A 15,713-nucleotide genomic window follows, 5' to 3' on the forward strand; every position below is an offset into this window, starting at 1 on the left:
CTATTCTTCCGAAGGGATAATTTGGTGTAGCCATTGACTCAGCTTATACTTCTCTCTATTTAAATAACCAACAGCCTGTGACTCTATAAATCCGTCAGGAATCTTAACATTTTTTCTAGATATAATGCATATCATTTTAGGATCATAAAAATCATATTTTTTAACAGATTCATTGGTCGTGATTATTTTTTTATTTAGCCCTATACATTCTAGAGTCCTCATCGTCAACCCTGTTTGCTTAGGGTGATGAATATCAATGATGATCTCCGACGCGCTCATTTTCTGGATCACTTCATTTTTAGATAATGCTTTAAAATTCACCTTCACTTTTATTTTTGCTGTTATGTTTCTGATTAAAAAAATAAATTTACTTGGGTAATAGAAAAAAAGATATGACTTGAAGTTCTTCGACACTCTATTATTGGACAAAATTTCGTCAACAACATTAATTCGGTCAGAATGTGCAGTACCTATAAAACAAAATAGATAGTCATTTTTTTTATTTATTATTTTGTCTATATTGTCAGAATAAAATAGTGGCAGAAAACTCATGCCCATCGACGTAGAATCGTCATGATCAAATGTATATTTAAAATCAAACTCACTCAATATAGATTTTACTGTGGGTTTATTTTTCACTGAATCCCATAAATAAATGACAAAGTCACATTGACTGTTATTATTTAAAACCACAGATTTGATTTTTTTTAAAATTTCAAGATCTATAGCTTCTGGATTCAAAACAAATACAACATCTATTTTTTTATCTTTTATCTTTTCAATATGTTCATCATAATATTCATTATTATATTTCTTGATTAGCCATTTAAGTCCTAGCCTTAAAAGTACTTTATAAAAAGAACTATTGCTTGGTCGCTCATCCCAGAATATAACATTATTATTAAGACTTAATTCCTTTGTGATTTCTTTTTCATACCCAAAAAAAGAAGGTGAAATGAATAAAACAGTCCTTTTTACTCCTTCAGACACTTTACACTCCTCCGCTACTTTTGAATTTTGAGATCATATCACGTAGATCGTCTAGCATGTCTCTATAATTGTGAGGGATTATTTTGTTAGTCTTAGTCATATCTATAACTGGAAATTCTTCTTTGGTGCTATTTTCATGCCACTGAACTGTACATCCAGTTTCTTTTATTAAAATATCGGCAATAGACTGAGCATTAATATTATAGCCACTTGCTATATTATAAACACCTTCTACATTATTTTTGCAGAAGGCTAGTTTATACATTAATTCAACAACATCTGAAACAGAAACATAATCTTTTGAATACGTAGGATCCACAAACATATCTACATGTTTATTATTTATCGCATTTTTTATTATTTTTGGCAAAAATAAAGGACTATTAATTGCAAGCCCATAGACATTTGATGGTCTCACTACAACAATATTTTTATCACTGATCCTACATATTTCCTCAGCCGCCAATTTAGTAATATTAAATAGCTTCCTATTATCATCATTTCCAATTATGAGATCAGAACTCTCTGTTGATAACTTAGAGTTCATATATAGCCTAGTTGATGAAACATATACTAGTTTATCAAAGTTTCCATTTTTTATAAGGCTTACTATATTTGTAAGATTTGCATCAACAACATTCAAAAAATTATTACTACAATCACCGTATCCTGCACAATAAAAAACAACCCCAAGTTTAACTTCACTAGCGTAGTTAAAATCTCTAGGCGGGCAGAAGCACTTTATATTTTTGGCACTGAGAAATGAATGTAAATTTGATCCAATAAATCCCGAAGCACCTATGATTGTGCAATTATCCATTGACTAACCTCACATAAAAATGAATTTATAAGAAAATATATCTAATTATTTTGGTAATTTTTTATAATCAGCGAATGTAGGTAGTAGATTATCTTTTGGGGATAGAATTGGGGAGTCTATTGGCCAATCAATCGCAATTTCGTTATCATTCCAAATAATACCGCTTTCGTCTTTTGGATCATAGAAATCCGTACATTTATAATGAAAATCGGCATATTCACTCAAAACACAGAAACCGTGAGCAAAACCAGGAGGGATGTACAATTGGTTATTTTTATCTCCAGTTAACACAACTCCAACATATTGACCAAATGTGGCTGAATCTACCCTAAGGTCAACGGCAACATCATATACGCATCCACTTGTAACACTAACTAATTTCCCTTGAGGTTTATTTATTTGAAAATGCAGTCCTCTGAGAATATTTTTGCTTGAGCGGGATCTATTGTCTTGTACAAATTCAGATGTAATACCTATTTCACTATATTTATCCCTGTGCCACTCTTCAAGAAAAAAACCTCTATCATCCCTGTAAATGGTTGGTTCAATAATTAAACAACCGGATAATTTTGTTTCAATGACATTCATGTGTTACCTCGATATAATTTACTGTGCAGCCTGATTTACTTTTTCAAATTCGTATTTACATTTCATATACGCTTGCGTATTTTGACAGTGGAAATCTTTATTGATGTCATAACGCTAATTAGTAGGGTTTGAATACTTAAATATGAGGTTCTAATTAAAATAAAAAAGCACGCTACCGCCCCTGGCTTAACAGCTACCAGTGCACTGAACATTACTTCATAGAACAGAATAATCTTACACTTTTATTTTTAAAAAATAAAAATGTTGGTAACAATAAATTCTGTTCTCACTTGTTCGATAAATATTAAGATCCATTGTATAGAAAGATACAATCTCTCTATTAATAATTCTTAAACAAAAAAGCAGTTTCAACTACGAGCTTCTAAAATTCCGAAGTTCATAATATCCACTGCCATTTTTCAATACTTAATGCAACGCATTAATAACCACCTTAAACACCCTACTCCGTCAGCAGTTTCTCAATACTTTTCCTGAACTTCGCCCCTTCCTTCAGGTTCCGAAGCCCATACTGCACAAACGCTTGCATATACCCCATCTTCTTACCGCAGTCGTAGCTTTCACCGGTCATTAGCATTGCATCAACAGACTGTTTTTTCGCCAGTTCAGCAATCGCATCGGTCAGCTGGATACGGCCCCATGCACCCGGCACGGTTTTTGCGAGCTCAGCCCAGATATCAGCAGAAAGAACATAGCGGCCAACGGCCATCAGATCAGAGTCGAGCTCCTGCGGCTGATCGGGTTTTTCGATAAAGTCGACGATACGGCTCACTTTACCTTCAACATCCAGCGGATCTTTTGTCTTGATCACAGAATATTCTGAAAGATCACCCGGCATACGTTTTGCCAGCACCTGGCTACGGCCCGTCTCGTTGAAACGTGCAACCATGGCCGCCAGATTATAACGCAGAGGATCGGCGCTAGCGCTGTCCAGCACGATATCCGGCAGGACAACCACAAACGGGTTATCGCCAACAATCGGATGCGCGCAGAGAATGGAGTGACCCAAGCCTAGAGGCTGAGCCTGACGCACGTTCATGATAGTCACGCCAGGAGGACAGATAGCCTGAACTTCCGCCAACAGCTGGCGTTTTACACGCAGCTCAAGCAGTGCTTCAAGTTCATAGGACGTGTCGAAGTGGTTTTCCACCGAGTTTTTCGATGCATGTGTGACCAGAACGATTTCTTTGATCCCTGCAGCAACCACTTCGTCAACGATGTACTGAACCATTGGCTTGTCGACGATCGGCAGCATCTCTTTAGGAATGGCCTTCGTGGCGGGTAACATATTCATACCCAGGCCCGCTACCGGAATGACTGCTTTCAAATTAACCATTATCTTGTCCACCTATATTCGGTTGATGAATTATAGCGATTAAACATGTTTAATCCACTCTGTTTTCTCATAGTACTGCTTCAAGTAGGTGAAAACCCTGAGTGTAGTCTGAGAATAGAGTGGCTTATCGTCTTCAACGATGTGGTAGCGCGAAATTCAGCCGCTCAACATTAACCACCCGCTGGTCAACATGGTCTATATCCACCGATGGCTGACCCTTCTCATTCACCGCCGTGACGTTGGCCATCGACAGCAGCGTGTCATCGCGCGCCATAAACTTCCCGCGGACGTCCTTACGTAAGTCAAAGTTGATCTGCAGAGCCGCTCCGCGAGCCGACTCCTGCATCACATTGATATTGCGCAGGAAAAAGTGCTGTGGCTTGTTATGAATCTCAAGCGCGGCGCGCTTCATGGTGAGGTTGGTGATGGAAACAAACGACGGGTTGTTGCCGGATGAGATCTGAATACCCCGCACGTTATATGCCAGCTGACTATTATCCAGCTGGATATTATTCAAGCGGAAGTTTTGCGGTATAGACAGATAGTTACCTTTGATAACACCATAGCCAATTAACATACCGGCACTATTAACCATATCAATACCATCGATAACGAAATTATCACATCCGTATATCGCGACCGTGGCATTATCTATTCCCGCCTTCTTACTGAAATCCGGCGTGATATTGCTGGCTTTCACATTACGGATAATAAAGTGTTTGCCGTTTTCGACGTGAACCAGCTGTCGGCAGTTGCTGCCGGTGATGTTGGCGACGACGAAATTTTTGACCGCCTGCTCTTCCGGATAGCCATTATCGTAGGTGCTGCCCGCAAGGCCAATGCCGATACCCCAGTTCACTTTACCGTTGGTACAGTCGATATGGTCAATAACGTGGTCGGAGATAAGAATGTTGCGGTCGTTAATCGCCACGTTCCACTCAATCGCATCACCTTGTAGATAGCTAAAGTGGCAGTGGGTGATGTTGACATCGACCCACTGATTATGGAATCCCTGACGCAGAATGCCGTAGTTGGCTTTGGTGATAGTCAGGCGAGTAACGGTCAAATTGCGCATCTGATTTTTATCCTTGCCGCCGATAAATATCTGTGCCACCGGCCCATATCCGCTCATGTTCAACCCGGCGATAGTGCAATCGCCGCCGCGCACGTCGAGGGTAATGTTGTGCAGGCTCGCCGCACCGCTACCGATAATCTGGCAGCCTTTTTGTAAGATAAACCGGCCACGACCGTTGCCTTTCAGGCCACCGGCAATATGCAGCGTTTTCCCGGCCGGGATGGTGATAGCCGTATTGATGTTATCGCAGATAACTTCTGCCGGGACGATGACGGTGTCCGCGCGGCTAAAGGCGTCATTGAATGCCCGGATCCAGTCGTCGCTGCGCAGGAAATCACGAATATCGGCAACAGCGCTCTTTCCCGCTGCGCGCGCGCTGGCGACGGGAAGAACCGGCAAGGCAGCGGCCAGCGTTGCGCCAGCCGTCAGAAAGTAGCGTCGGGTTAAGGTATGCATCAAGCCTCCTTAGCAAAGCGTGTGCAGCAGGCCAGCAAGCTGGCGGTTAATCACCTGCTGATTAAAATCGGTTTCCACCTTGGCGCGCGCGCGCGCCAGTACCGGTTGCAGACTCTGTTCATCCATCCGTCCTAATGCCCGCAACTTATCGGCCAGCGCCCTGGCATCGTTCTCATCCACCAGCCAGCCTGAATGACCGGAGTCGATCAGTTCCGGAATACCGCTGTGTACGGTGGACAGCACAGGGATCCCCACCGCCATCGCTTCCATCAGCGCCACCGGGATCCCCTCCATATCGCCATCTGCGCCGGTAATTGACGGCAGCAGGAAAACGTCCGCGTCATCAAGCATCGCCTTCACCTCGTGGCTCGGCTTAAAACCAGACATCTCGACCCGGTCTTCCAGTTGATATTGCTCAATCAGCGTGCGCAAGCGGCGCTCCCATGGCCCAATGCCAAGAATGCGGTAACGAAAATTGACGCCCTGCTCTTTCAATTGGCGACAGGCTTCAATCGCCACATGTAGCCCTTTTTTCTCGGTCAAACGCGCCACGGAGATAATTTGCAAACATGCGTGCGGCGCTTTTAGTGGGCGCAGAGCGAAACGCTCCATATTGACGCCCATCCGCGAGACGGTGATCTTATCCATCGGGCAGCCCATCGCCTGCAGGCGGTCGGCCCACAGCTGGCTGATTGGCAGCATCATGTCACCCCGGCGGAAGAGCTGCTGATATTCACCGGTGTAATGGTTCAGCACTTCGCGGCTGGAAATATCGATCCCGTGGAACACCGTGGCAATTTTGCCGCGAATGACGCCCAGCTCTCGCAGCTTCGCTGCAGTGACGCCCGCCGGGCCAAAGTGGGCGATGAACACATCTGCGGTAATGGGCGCGGGCGTGCGGCTGCAAATTGATGAGAGGATCAGATTGCGAGCCTCGTGGCCGTAGCGCTGCATATTGAGCGCCCGCCAAACCGCAGGGCGATGCAGGCCACACAGGGTGCTGAACCCGCGATAGCGCAGCTTCGCCAGCGCGGTCGGCGGTTCATCCTGCAACCAGCGAACTTTTTCCGCCAGCCGATACTGGGTATAGGCCGCGTGGGTGTTGGTCAAATCGCCCTTCTGCAGGGCGACAATCTCCACCTCGTGGCCCATTTCAATAAACGCCACAATCTGGTTTAGGACGAAGGTTTCCGACGCTAACGGGAATTTCAGCAGGAAGAAACTGACTTTCATCGGCCCTCCCGGATGCGGTTTAGCACCGACTCAATCATGGTAAAGCCTTTCTGCCGCTCGCCTTCCACCGCCGTCGCTACGCGTTCAGCGAGCGCGGGCAGCTGATTTAACATATCGGCCACCACGCCCTGCATGGAGCCATCCAGCAGATGACGAATGTCGATAGCCATCTCCGGCATGCCCAGCTGCTGCATAATCCCAGCTGATTTGTGCTCGTAGTTAATGGCGATAGCCGGGGTGCCAAAGTTCATGGAGATAATGGCCGAATGCAAGCGGGTGCCGATGGTCAGCGAACACGAAGAGAGAATTTTGCCAATCTCCACGTCGTTCAGTTCATCCATGGCGATATGGAAGTGTTCGCGGTTTTCAACATACTGCGACATGCGCAGCGCCACCATGCGATCGTCGCGATTATAGCGGTCGATGCTGGTACAGGTCGACAGCGCCAGCACCTGGTAGCCGTCCGCAATCATGCGATTCACCACCTCGGCAAAGGCTTTTTCATAGGCCTGCTGGGTAGTGCCCAGGCGTTTATCAAACGGCTCCAGCTCGCGCAGGGTGATAGCGACAGTTTTACGCTGCGCCGTCAGGTTCAACCAGTGCTGCACCGCGTAGCTCGGTTCAAAACTGTCGTTGCGATGTTCCACCAGCCAGGCGGTGTCAACGCCCTGCTCTACTTTGCGGGTATCAATCTGCGCCTTCGCCATCAGCTCACGGCTGACGGTTTCGCGCAGAATTAACGCATTGGTACGGCCAAAGGCGTAGTTCGCCAGCTGGTTAAAGTCTGGGTTCTGGAACGGCCCCACGCTGTGGCCGATCATGTAGATAGGCTTATTGGCCATAAAGGCGCACAGCGGATATTCGAAGTGCGTCAAACCGTAGAGATCGACATAGTTCGACCCGCCGACCTGAATTATCGCATCATATTTGCCGAGAAAACGCACAAACTCATGAAATTCAGGCGCAATTTCAAAGTTGCGCAGCTTGCCTTCGCCAGTCACTTTCGCCAGTAAAATCTTATGCTGGAAGCGACGGCGCAGCACCTTCTTCACGCGCCCACTGACACCCGGCGCCGCCTGCTGCTTCTGGCTGAGCTGATACAACGGATCGGCGATAATCTCGCGCCCCTGCAACCAGGAGGAACTGATCGGAAAACGGCTCATCACATCCATCTCAACATCTGGCTGCTGACGGAGTATCGCATCGAGTAGCCCACGCATAATGGCGCTATCGCCGCGGTTGCCGCAGGTATGGTTGCCCAAAATTAATAATTTCATCATGGCCTCATCAAAGGGGGTTCAAGTCAATCAATTAGCAACGCGTAATAACGTCTTTAATTTTTCGCTCCGACAGAGCGTTGTTTTAAGTTCAATAAGCAAACTGTTGCGGGAGAGCAGAACAACCAGTGCAAAACTCACCACACCCGCCAGTACCTGTAGTGCCAACAGCAGCGATAGCGCCAGGCTGCCTTCCAGCAGGCGGCCAACGACATAGCTGGTGATAAGCGTCGGCAGCGACAACCGCAGCGGCAGCCACAGGCTTAACAGGTAGTCGCGGTAGCTGGGTCCCAGCACCGGTTTAATCATCACGAAGTAGCTAAGAACGGTGTTGATAATTTGCACCAGCAGGAAGCCGAAGGTGACGCCAATCGCGCCGCCAAGCTGCCCGCCGATAATCACCGCCGGAATAAACAGGAAGGTTTTAAAAACGTTGAATTTAAAGCTGATATCGACTCGCGCTTTCGCCATCAGCAGCGAACCAATCGGGTTGCCAACCGAACGCAGCAGCCCTACGACGCACAGCAATTGCAGGATAGGCACGATATGCAGCCATTTTTCGCCAAATACCAACGGCACGAAGTTATTGCTGACCACCATTAACCCTAGCAGCGCCGGGAAATTGATAATCCCCACCACCGACAGCAGCTTGTAGAAATTGACCCGCAGCTTTTGGTTATCGTCCTGAATTTTGGCAAAGGCCGGAAACAGCACGCGGGTGATTATCGGGTTGAGCTTCATCGGGGGCACCACCGCCACGTTGTAGGCCAGGTTGTAGCCACCGGCTACGCTGGCACCGAGAATACGCGCCAGGGTCAACGTCGACAGGTTGGTATTGACGTAGTTGATGATGCTATCGGCGGTTAGCCATGCGCCAAAGCGCAGGTTTGGCATCACGGAACTAAGCGAAAAATGCAGCCCTGGACGGTAGATTTTGCGGCCAAAATAGCCGAACAGCAGCGTACGCACCGCGCTGTTAACCAGATAACCGAGAATAGCCGTCATCGCCAGCGGCCAATAGCAGGCGCTAATGACCGTGAAGGTAAACCCGGACAGCACCGCCGCGGTTTCAATCGAACCAATCTTGTTAAACTCCAGCTCTTTTTGCATTAATGCGCGGAACTGCTGGCCGTGGGGAATAACCACAAATGCCAGCGACAGCGTTTTAATCAGCGGCGCCAGATCCGGGTTGTGCAGCGCGCGGGCAATGGTATCGCTCAGCAGATAGACCGCCGCGCACACCACCAGCCCCAATCCCACGTTCAGCCAGTAGAGCGTGGTCAGCTCCAGTTGGCTGATTTCCTTCCGCTGGATAATCGAGTTGGCGATGCCGAAATCCGACAGCGTGTCCGCCAGCGCAATAATCACCAACGACACGGTCAACAGACCAAACTGGTGGCCATCAAATAACCGCGCCAGTACGGTCATCTGCGCCAACCCCAGACCAATAATCACCACCGTTGCCATCGCCGACCATTTCGCGCCGCTGATGGTTTTTTCTCTCAGGCCCATGTCACTTCCTCAGTAGGCTGCTTTGTTGACAAAGCCTTTGAATACCGTCAGGAACACAATGCGGATATCGAGCCACAGGCTCCATTCGCGGATGTATTCGAGGTCGAATTCCACCCGTTTTTCCATTTTTTCCAGGGTATCGGTTTCACCGCGCCAGCCGTTGATCTGCGCCCAGCCGGTAATCCCCGGTTTCACTTTGTGGCGCAGCATGTAGCCCTCAATCAGCTGACGGTACTGCTCGTTGTGCGCCACCGCATGCGGACGTGGGCCAACAATGGACATCCCACCGGTGAGCACATTGATAAACTGCGGCAGCTCATCCAGCGAGGTGCGGCGCAGGAAGTTACCGACGCGGGTCACGCGCGGATCGTTTTGCGTCGCCTGAGTGACCACCGAGTCGTTTTCCATCACCTTCATCGAGCGGAATTTCCATACTTTGATTGGCTTACCGTCCATGCCGTAGCGGGTCTGACGGAAAATAATCGGCCCCGGCGAAGTCAGCTTCACCGCGAGCGCAATGCAGCACAGCGCCGGTGAAATCAGCAGCAGAATGCACAGCGCCAGCACAATGTCTTCAAGGCGCTTGATGATGCGGTTAACCCCGGACAGCGGCGTGTCGTACAGCGGCACCAGCGGAATACCGTTGACCACTTCCACCCGCGAGTGAAGGATATTGAAGGTGAACACATCGGGGATCAGCAGTACCGAACAGGTGGTATCGGCCAGGTCGCGTACCAGATTTTTGATATCGCTCTCTTCCTGCATCGTCATCGAGATATAGACGTTGTGGATTTTGCCGCTGCGGGCGTCATCGCGTAGCTGCTCGAGGTTGCCCATCCAGTCGGCATTGACGCCGCCGGGTTTGGCCTCGTAATAGCTACCCACCACTTCATAGCCAAGCCACGGCTGGTTGCGGAAACTCTCCAGCAGCTCCTGCCCTTCCGGCATATCCCCAGCCACCGCCACGTAGCGGGTGTTGTATCCCCGGTGACGTAGCACGCCTGCGCCATAGCGAATGAACACCCGGCTCGCCAGCATGCCGATGGTGCTCAACAGATACCACGCCAGCCACATGCCAAAGTTGGTATTAAAATCATCGTTGAATGCCAGCAGCCCGGCAGCAAAGACCAGGCTCAACGTCCAGTTCTGCAACAGCAGCAGTAGCTCCGTGGTGATATGCACACCGCGCCATGAGCGATAAAAATCAGTGATCCCGCCAATCATCTGGAACACCGCCAGCGTGACCAGCGCCATCAGCAAATGCAGGTACAAAAATGGCAAAGCGACGGCCTGACATACCAGCCATAGTCCACCTAACATGATGGTGATGTCTGAAAAACGCTGCACCATTGAGATTAACGATGCATTCGTTTTGGCTCGTTCGCGCTTTTTTAGAGTCGTCATCGTTGGTCCTATTTCGTCAATTATCCCCTCACCCCGACCCTCTCCCCACGGGGGCGAGGGAGAAAACCGTTTACCGCGGCGGCTCGCACGGCCCCCTACCCAAAGGGGTGAGGGAGAAAACCGTTTACCGCAGTGGCTCGAACGGCCCCCTACCCAAATGGGCGAGGGAGAAAACCGTTTACCGCAGCGGCTCGAACGGCCCCCTACCCAAAAGGGCGAGGGAGAAAACCGTTTACCGCAGCGGCTCAAACGGTCCCCTACCCAAAGGGGCGAGGGAGAAAACCGTTTACCGCAGTGGCTCAAACGGCCCCCTACCCAAAGGGGCTCGAACGGTCCCCTCTCCCCTGTGGGGAGAGGGTTAGGGTGAGGGGAATAGCAATTACTGATTCAGCAACGCCAGAATGTCCTGCGTTCGCGCCTGCATCAGCGGTGAATTCCCGCGCGACTCCACGTTCAGTCGCACCACCGGTTCAGTGTTGGAAGAACGCAGGTTGAAGCGCCAGTCGGCAAACGCCAGGCTGATACCGTCGGTGCGATCGATCTCCAGCGCGCTGCCAGCGAAATGAGCCTCTACGCGGGCAATCGCCGCGCCCGGCTCCGCCAGCTTGCTGTTGATCTCACCGCTGGCCGGGAAGGCCGCCATTCGATCACGCACCAGTTCGCCCAGCGTTTTGCCCTTCAGGCTCAACAGTTCGCTGACCAGCAGCCACGGGATCATGCCGCTGTCGCAGTAGGCAAAGTCGCGGAAGTAGTGGTGAGCGCTCATTTCGCCGCCGTATACCGCGTCGTCCTGACGCATACGTTCCTTAATAAAGGCATGGCCGGTTTTTGACATCACCGGCGTGCCGCCCGCCGCCGTCACCACATCGACGGTGTTCCAGGACAGGCGCGGGTCGTGAATGATGCGCGCTCCGGGGTTCTTCTCAAGGAACGCTTCCGCCAGCAGACCCACAATGTAGTAGCCCTCGATAAACTGGCCTTTTTCATCGAACAGGAAGCAGCGGTCAAAATCACCGTCGAAAGCGATGCCCATATCAGCACCGTATTTAATAACCGCATTGCGGGTGTCGTCGCGGCACTCGGGCAGCAGCGGGTTAGGAATACCGTGGGGGAAAGTACCGTCCGGGGTGTTGTGCACTTTAATCAGGTTCACCGGCACGCTCAGCGCCTTAAAGCGGGCTTCCAGCGCATCAATCACCGGGCCTGCCGCGCCGTTACCGGAGTTAACCACCAGCTTCAGCGGCGTCAGGTTTTTGACGTCGATATAACCCAGCAGATGGTCGATATAGGCGTCCTGCAGGTTCATTTTCTGGTAGCTGCCGCGCTGGTTTTCATCCACCGGCGGGAAGTCATTGGCCTCGGCCAGACGCTGCACATCGCGCAGGCCGGTGTCGCCGCTAATCGGGCGCGCACCTTCACGCACCAGCTTCATGCCGTTGTAGTCCATCGGGTTGTGGCTGGCAGTCACTTCAATGCCGCCGTCAACGCCAAGATGGAAAGTGGCAAAGTAAATCTCTTCAGTGCCGGAAAGGCCGATATCCAGCACGTCAACGCCCGCATCGCGCAGGCCTCTCGCTAAGGCCATCTTCAGCGCTTCGCTGGTCAGACGTACATCGCCGCCCAGCACGATGGTTTTCGGCTTCAGGTATTCACCGTAGGCGCGGCCAATGCGCCAGGCGATATCTTCGTTGAGCTCTTCGCCCAGCTTGCCGCGAATGTCGTAGGCTTTAAAACAGGTTAATTTTTTCATGTTCTTACCTTTCTTCAGGCAACAGTTGGCCCTGACCGGTGAGGGTCATGTATTTTTAGTGTCGTGATTTGCCGGATGGCGCCTTGCTTATCCGGGCTACGTTCGGTGGGGCGCTACACGCGTCCGTAGCGATCGGCGAAACGCACCACGTCGTCCTCTTCCAGATAGGTGCCGGAGCGCACTTCAATCAGGTCGAGCGGGATTTTCCCCGGGTTTTCCAGGCAGTGGGTGACGCCGAGCGGAATGTAGATAGATTCGTTTTCGCCCAGCAGTTTGATCTCATCATTGAGGGTAACTTTGGCGGTCCCGGCCACCACGATCCAGTGTTCTGCCCGGTGATGATGCATCTGCAGCGACAGCCCTTCGCCCGGCTTCACGGTGATGCGTTTCACCTGATAACGGTCGCCGGAGTCAATCGAGTCGTATTTCCCCCACGGGCGATAAACCTCGCGGTGGATATGGTGTTCGTGACGGCCGTCGGCCTTAATTCTCTCGACCACCTTTTTCACGTCCTGCACCGCGTTGCGATCGGCGATAAGCACCGCGTCTTTGGTTTGCACCACCACCAAATCCTTTACCCCGACGGTCGTCACCAGCCCCGATTCGGCGTAAATGTAGCTGTTTTCCGTTTTGTGGCTGATAACGTCACCGTGGTGGACGTTGCCTTCCGCCGTTTGGGTGCTGATTTCCCACAGCGATGACCAGGAGCCGACGTCGCTCCAGCCTGCGTCCATCGGTACCACCACCGCATCGGTGGTACGTTCCATCACCGCATAGTCGATGGACTCATCCGGGCAGCTCAGAAACGCAGCTTCGTCGACGCGGATAAAATCCAAATCCGGGTCGGTGATATCCATCGCTTTCTCACAGGCGCTGAGGATATCCGGGCGATATTTACCCAGCTCCTCCAGGTAGCGCCCGGCGCGGAACAGGAACATTCCGCTGTTCCAGTAATACTCGCCGCAGGCCACGTAGGCCTGAGCGGTGCTGAGATTCGGTTTTTCAACAAACTGCGCCACTTCAAAGGCCAGCGTATCCTCAACGCCCGGACTCACCTCGCCGCGACGAATGTAGCCATAGCCGGTTTCCGGCAGCGCTGGAACGATGCCGAATGTCACCAGCTTGCCGCTTTCGGCATACGGCGTGGCTTCGCGTACCGCAGCGCGGAATGCGTCTTCATTTTGAATCACATGATCCGCTGCCAGCACCAGCATCAGCGGGTCGTTTTCCGGCTCACGACGCTTTGCCGCCAGCGCCGCCAGCGCAATCGCCGGGGCGGTGTTGCGCCCCGCCGGTTCCAGAATGATATTTTCCGTCAGCTTGTTCAGCTGACGCAGCTGCTCGGCGACGATAAAACGGTGTTCCTCGTTGCAGATAACCACCGGGCTTGCGCACTTCACGCCTTGCAGGCGATTAACCGTCGCCTGCAGCATGGTCATATCCCCTTTCAGGCACAGGAACTGCTTAGGATAAAGCACTCGGGACAACGGCCACAGGCGGCTGCCCGAGCCACCGGCCATCACGACCGGGAAAAGCGTAGATTGACTCATCGTTTAACCCCGAATATCAGCAATAAATTGGTTAAGAACGTGCTCTTTATCGAGCGCGCGTTCTGCCCAGGTTCGGGCGACAGTATTCTGTTTTGGCATCATCAGCGCCTGTTCAATCCCTTCGACCAACGCCGGGACCGACTCCGGCGTGACGCACACGGCGATGCCCGGATTGTCCTCGCACAGCTGGCCCAGCTCGGTTGGCGCTTCGGCGGTAATCACCGCATTACCGCCGACTGCCAGAATATTGGTCAGCTTCGACGGCAGCACGGCATCGGCCGCGCCGCGCTTTTGTATCACCAGATGGCAATCTGCAATCGCCAGCAGCGCGGGTAAATCTTCATACGATTGCAGCGGCAGAAACTTGACGTTCTCCAGCCCGCGTTCAGCGGCCAGTTTTTCCAGCCGCGCCTTGCCGCCGCCCTGGCCGACAATCACAAACAGCCACGGCTGTGCGCGGAGCTGGTCAGCGGCGTCAATCACGCTCTCCAGCCCCTGTTTTTCCCCGATATTGCCGGAGTAGAGAATAATTTTGCGCGCGTCGTCTAACCCCAAACGCTGGCGCAGAGCGATAACCAACGTTTCCGGGACGTCGCGGAAACGGGCCACTTCCGACCAGTTAGGGAAGAAAATCACTTTTTCTGCCGGGACGCCTTTTTCACAGGCTTTGTTCATCATCGAACGCGAGATCGTCGACACGTTATCGACGTTATGCAGGCCGCTGCGTTCAAACGCGCTGGCGAGCTTCGCCACCTTGCCGGTCTTGCCTTTGCCCGCCATCCCCAGACCGAGCATGGCGTCCACTTCATAATCCTGAATATGCAGCAGCGTACGCGCACCGGAGAGCTTCGCCAGCAGGCGCATACCCGGCGTGCAAAACAGCGTGGGCACCACGCCGATAATGCGATCCGGCTTCCAGCGACGCTGGGCCATTAGCGGGAAGAAGCTGCTCAACGCAAAGCTGCCTAAATGCATTAACCGCTTGAGGGTCGACGGCTGCTTCGGTACGTACAGCGGGCAGCGCCACACGGTGGCATCACCCTCTTCCCGACGGTAGCGCCAGCTTGAGTAATTCACGCCAACCTGCCATTGCGGGTAGTACGGTGGCGCGGTAATCACCCGCACCTCATGGCCCTGACGCGCCATCCACTCCACCATTTCGCCGGTGTATTTGCCGATACCGGTCAGTTCAGGCGAATAATTGATGCCATACACCAGAATTTTCATAGACCCAGCACCTCGGCCATTTTGTCGACGCGGAAATAGGCGCGGCTGTTGTCATGAACGTTGTCCGCCTCCAGCAGCGCCTGCGGCGTCAGCCAACGATATTCGTTATGCTGAGCCACCGGTAGCGCAAGCGCGTCGGCATCCACCTGCAGACGGAATCCCAGCACAATGTAGTGGGTGGAAAAATCTTCGCCCGAGAAGTTGTCGTCATAGAAATGCTGCCATACGCCGTGGAAGCGGCCCGCCGTCATCGACAGGCGCAGCCCCAGTTCGGCTTCCGTCAGACGGGCAAACGCCTCGGCCAGCGGTTCATCTTTCTGTACCCGACCGCCCGGCACGAACCAGAAACCCTGCGCTGGACGGTTATTGCGTTTGCCCAGCAGAATCTCGCCCTGCGCGTTCTCAACGATCAAATCGATAGAGATAAGCGGCGTAGACTGTACGACGGTGGCAAAAGCGTGCTGGCTCAGAAACATG

The 15,713-nt window shown here is 51.6% G+C and carries 13 protein-coding genes; all 13 read right to left on the reverse strand.

What is annotated here, in order from left to right; genetic code table 11:
* The 13 genes from ABOC97_RS08505 to ABOC97_RS08565 all read right to left on the reverse strand — a co-directional run bounded on the left by ABOC97_RS08505 (position 1) and on the right by ABOC97_RS08565 (position 15,712).
* Positions 1–990 carry a hypothetical protein gene (locus ABOC97_RS08505; RefSeq protein ID WP_349596275.1) on the reverse strand — a complete coding sequence of 330 codons (990 nt, stop codon included), beginning with the start codon at positions 988–990 and terminating at the stop codon, positions 1–3.
* Position 991: 1 nt separating this feature from the next.
* Positions 992–1,810 carry an NAD-dependent epimerase/dehydratase family protein gene (locus ABOC97_RS08510; protein ID WP_349596278.1) on the reverse strand — a complete coding sequence of 273 codons (819 nt, stop codon included), beginning with the start codon at positions 1,808–1,810 and terminating at the stop codon, positions 992–994.
* A gap of 45 nt (positions 1,811–1,855) precedes the next feature.
* Positions 1,856–2,398: a dTDP-4-dehydrorhamnose 3,5-epimerase gene (gene rfbC / locus ABOC97_RS08515; RefSeq protein WP_349596281.1), complete on the reverse strand. Its 543-nt coding sequence runs from the start codon at positions 2,396–2,398 to the stop codon at positions 1,856–1,858.
* Between the two features lie 460 nt (positions 2,399–2,858).
* Positions 2,859–3,752 (reverse strand): UTP--glucose-1-phosphate uridylyltransferase GalF, encoded by an 894-nt coding sequence (galF, locus tag ABOC97_RS08520; RefSeq protein ID WP_349596284.1) that lies wholly within the window; start codon positions 3,750–3,752, stop codon positions 2,859–2,861.
* A 133-nt stretch (positions 3,753–3,885) separates the two neighbouring features.
* Positions 3,886–5,286, reverse strand: a complete 1,401-nt coding sequence (gene wcaM / locus ABOC97_RS08525; protein WP_349596287.1) for a colanic acid biosynthesis protein WcaM — start codon at positions 5,284–5,286, stop codon at positions 3,886–3,888.
* Positions 5,287–5,292: 6 nt separating this feature from the next.
* Positions 5,293–6,516 carry a colanic acid biosynthesis glycosyltransferase WcaL gene (gene wcaL / locus ABOC97_RS08530; RefSeq protein WP_349596290.1) on the reverse strand — a complete coding sequence of 408 codons (1,224 nt, stop codon included), beginning with the start codon at positions 6,514–6,516 and terminating at the stop codon, positions 5,293–5,295.
* Complete coding sequence (gene wcaK / locus ABOC97_RS08535; protein ID WP_349596535.1) at positions 6,513–7,793, reverse strand: colanic acid biosynthesis pyruvyl transferase WcaK; 1,281 nt, start codon at positions 7,791–7,793, stop codon at positions 6,513–6,515. The genes wcaL and wcaK overlap by 4 nt, the downstream gene beginning before the upstream one ends.
* A gap of 30 nt (positions 7,794–7,823) precedes the next feature.
* Entirely contained in the window at positions 7,824–9,305 is a 1,482-nt protein-coding gene (locus ABOC97_RS08540; protein WP_349596293.1) for an MOP flippase family protein, read from the reverse strand.
* Between the two features lie 9 nt (positions 9,306–9,314).
* A complete protein-coding gene (wcaJ, locus tag ABOC97_RS08545; protein ID WP_349596296.1) occupies positions 9,315–10,709 on the reverse strand; it encodes an undecaprenyl-phosphate glucose phosphotransferase in 1,395 nt (464 codons plus the stop codon).
* A 379-nt stretch (positions 10,710–11,088) separates the two neighbouring features.
* On the reverse strand, positions 11,089–12,459 hold the full coding sequence (cpsG, locus tag ABOC97_RS08550; protein WP_349596299.1) for a colanic acid biosynthesis phosphomannomutase CpsG: 1,371 nt from the start codon (positions 12,457–12,459) through the stop codon (positions 11,089–11,091).
* A 113-nt stretch (positions 12,460–12,572) separates the two neighbouring features.
* Positions 12,573–14,009: a mannose-1-phosphate guanyltransferase gene (cpsB, locus tag ABOC97_RS08555; RefSeq protein ID WP_349596302.1), complete on the reverse strand. Its 1,437-nt coding sequence runs from the start codon at positions 14,007–14,009 to the stop codon at positions 12,573–12,575.
* 3 nt (positions 14,010–14,012) lie between these two features.
* The gene (gene wcaI, locus ABOC97_RS08560) at positions 14,013–15,236 is read right to left on the reverse strand and encodes a colanic acid biosynthesis fucosyltransferase WcaI (protein WP_349596304.1); all 1,224 of its coding nucleotides are present in this window, start codon (positions 15,234–15,236) and stop codon (positions 14,013–14,015) included.
* Positions 15,233–15,712, reverse strand: coding sequence for a GDP-mannose mannosyl hydrolase (locus ABOC97_RS08565; protein WP_349596307.1), 480 nt, complete (start codon positions 15,710–15,712; stop codon positions 15,233–15,235). The genes wcaI and ABOC97_RS08565 overlap by 4 nt, the downstream gene beginning before the upstream one ends.
* Between the last annotated feature and the right edge of the window lies 1 nt (position 15,713).

Origin of the sequence: Kluyvera huaxiensis, from assembly GCF_040149365.1 — a bacterium.
Lineage (GTDB): Bacteria > Pseudomonadota > Gammaproteobacteria > Enterobacterales > Enterobacteriaceae > Kluyvera > Kluyvera intermedia_A.

Bases quoted from the DNA above. Each gene is read 5' to 3' on its own strand.
- ABOC97_RS08510 (WP_349596278.1), bottom strand. From the start codon at position 1,810: ATGGATAATTGCACAATCATAGGTGCTTCGGGATTTATTGGATCAAAT.
- rfbC (WP_349596281.1), bottom strand. From the start codon at position 2,398: ATGAATGTCATTGAAACAAAATTATCCGGTTGTTTAATTATTGAACCA.
- galF (WP_349596284.1), bottom strand. From the start codon at position 3,752: ATGGTTAATTTGAAAGCAGTCATTCCGGTAGCGGGCCTGGGTATGAAT.
- wcaL (WP_349596290.1), bottom strand. From the start codon at position 6,516: ATGAAAGTCAGTTTCTTCCTGCTGAAATTCCCGTTAGCGTCGGAAACC.
- wcaK (WP_349596535.1), bottom strand. From the start codon at position 7,793: ATGAAATTATTAATTTTGGGCAACCATACCTGCGGCAACCGCGGCGAT.
- ABOC97_RS08540 (WP_349596293.1), bottom strand. From the start codon at position 9,305: ATGGGCCTGAGAGAAAAAACCATCAGCGGCGCGAAATGGTCGGCGATG.
- wcaJ (WP_349596296.1), bottom strand. From the start codon at position 10,709: ATGACGACTCTAAAAAAGCGCGAACGAGCCAAAACGAATGCATCGTTA.
- cpsG (WP_349596299.1), bottom strand. From the start codon at position 12,459: ATGAAAAAATTAACCTGTTTTAAAGCCTACGACATTCGCGGCAAGCTG.
- cpsB (WP_349596302.1), bottom strand. From the start codon at position 14,009: ATGAGTCAATCTACGCTTTTCCCGGTCGTGATGGCCGGTGGCTCGGGC.
- wcaI (WP_349596304.1), bottom strand. From the start codon at position 15,236: ATGAAAATTCTGGTGTATGGCATCAATTATTCGCCTGAACTGACCGGT.
- ABOC97_RS08565 (WP_349596307.1), bottom strand. From the start codon at position 15,712: ATGTTTCTGAGCCAGCACGCTTTTGCCACCGTCGTACAGTCTACGCCG.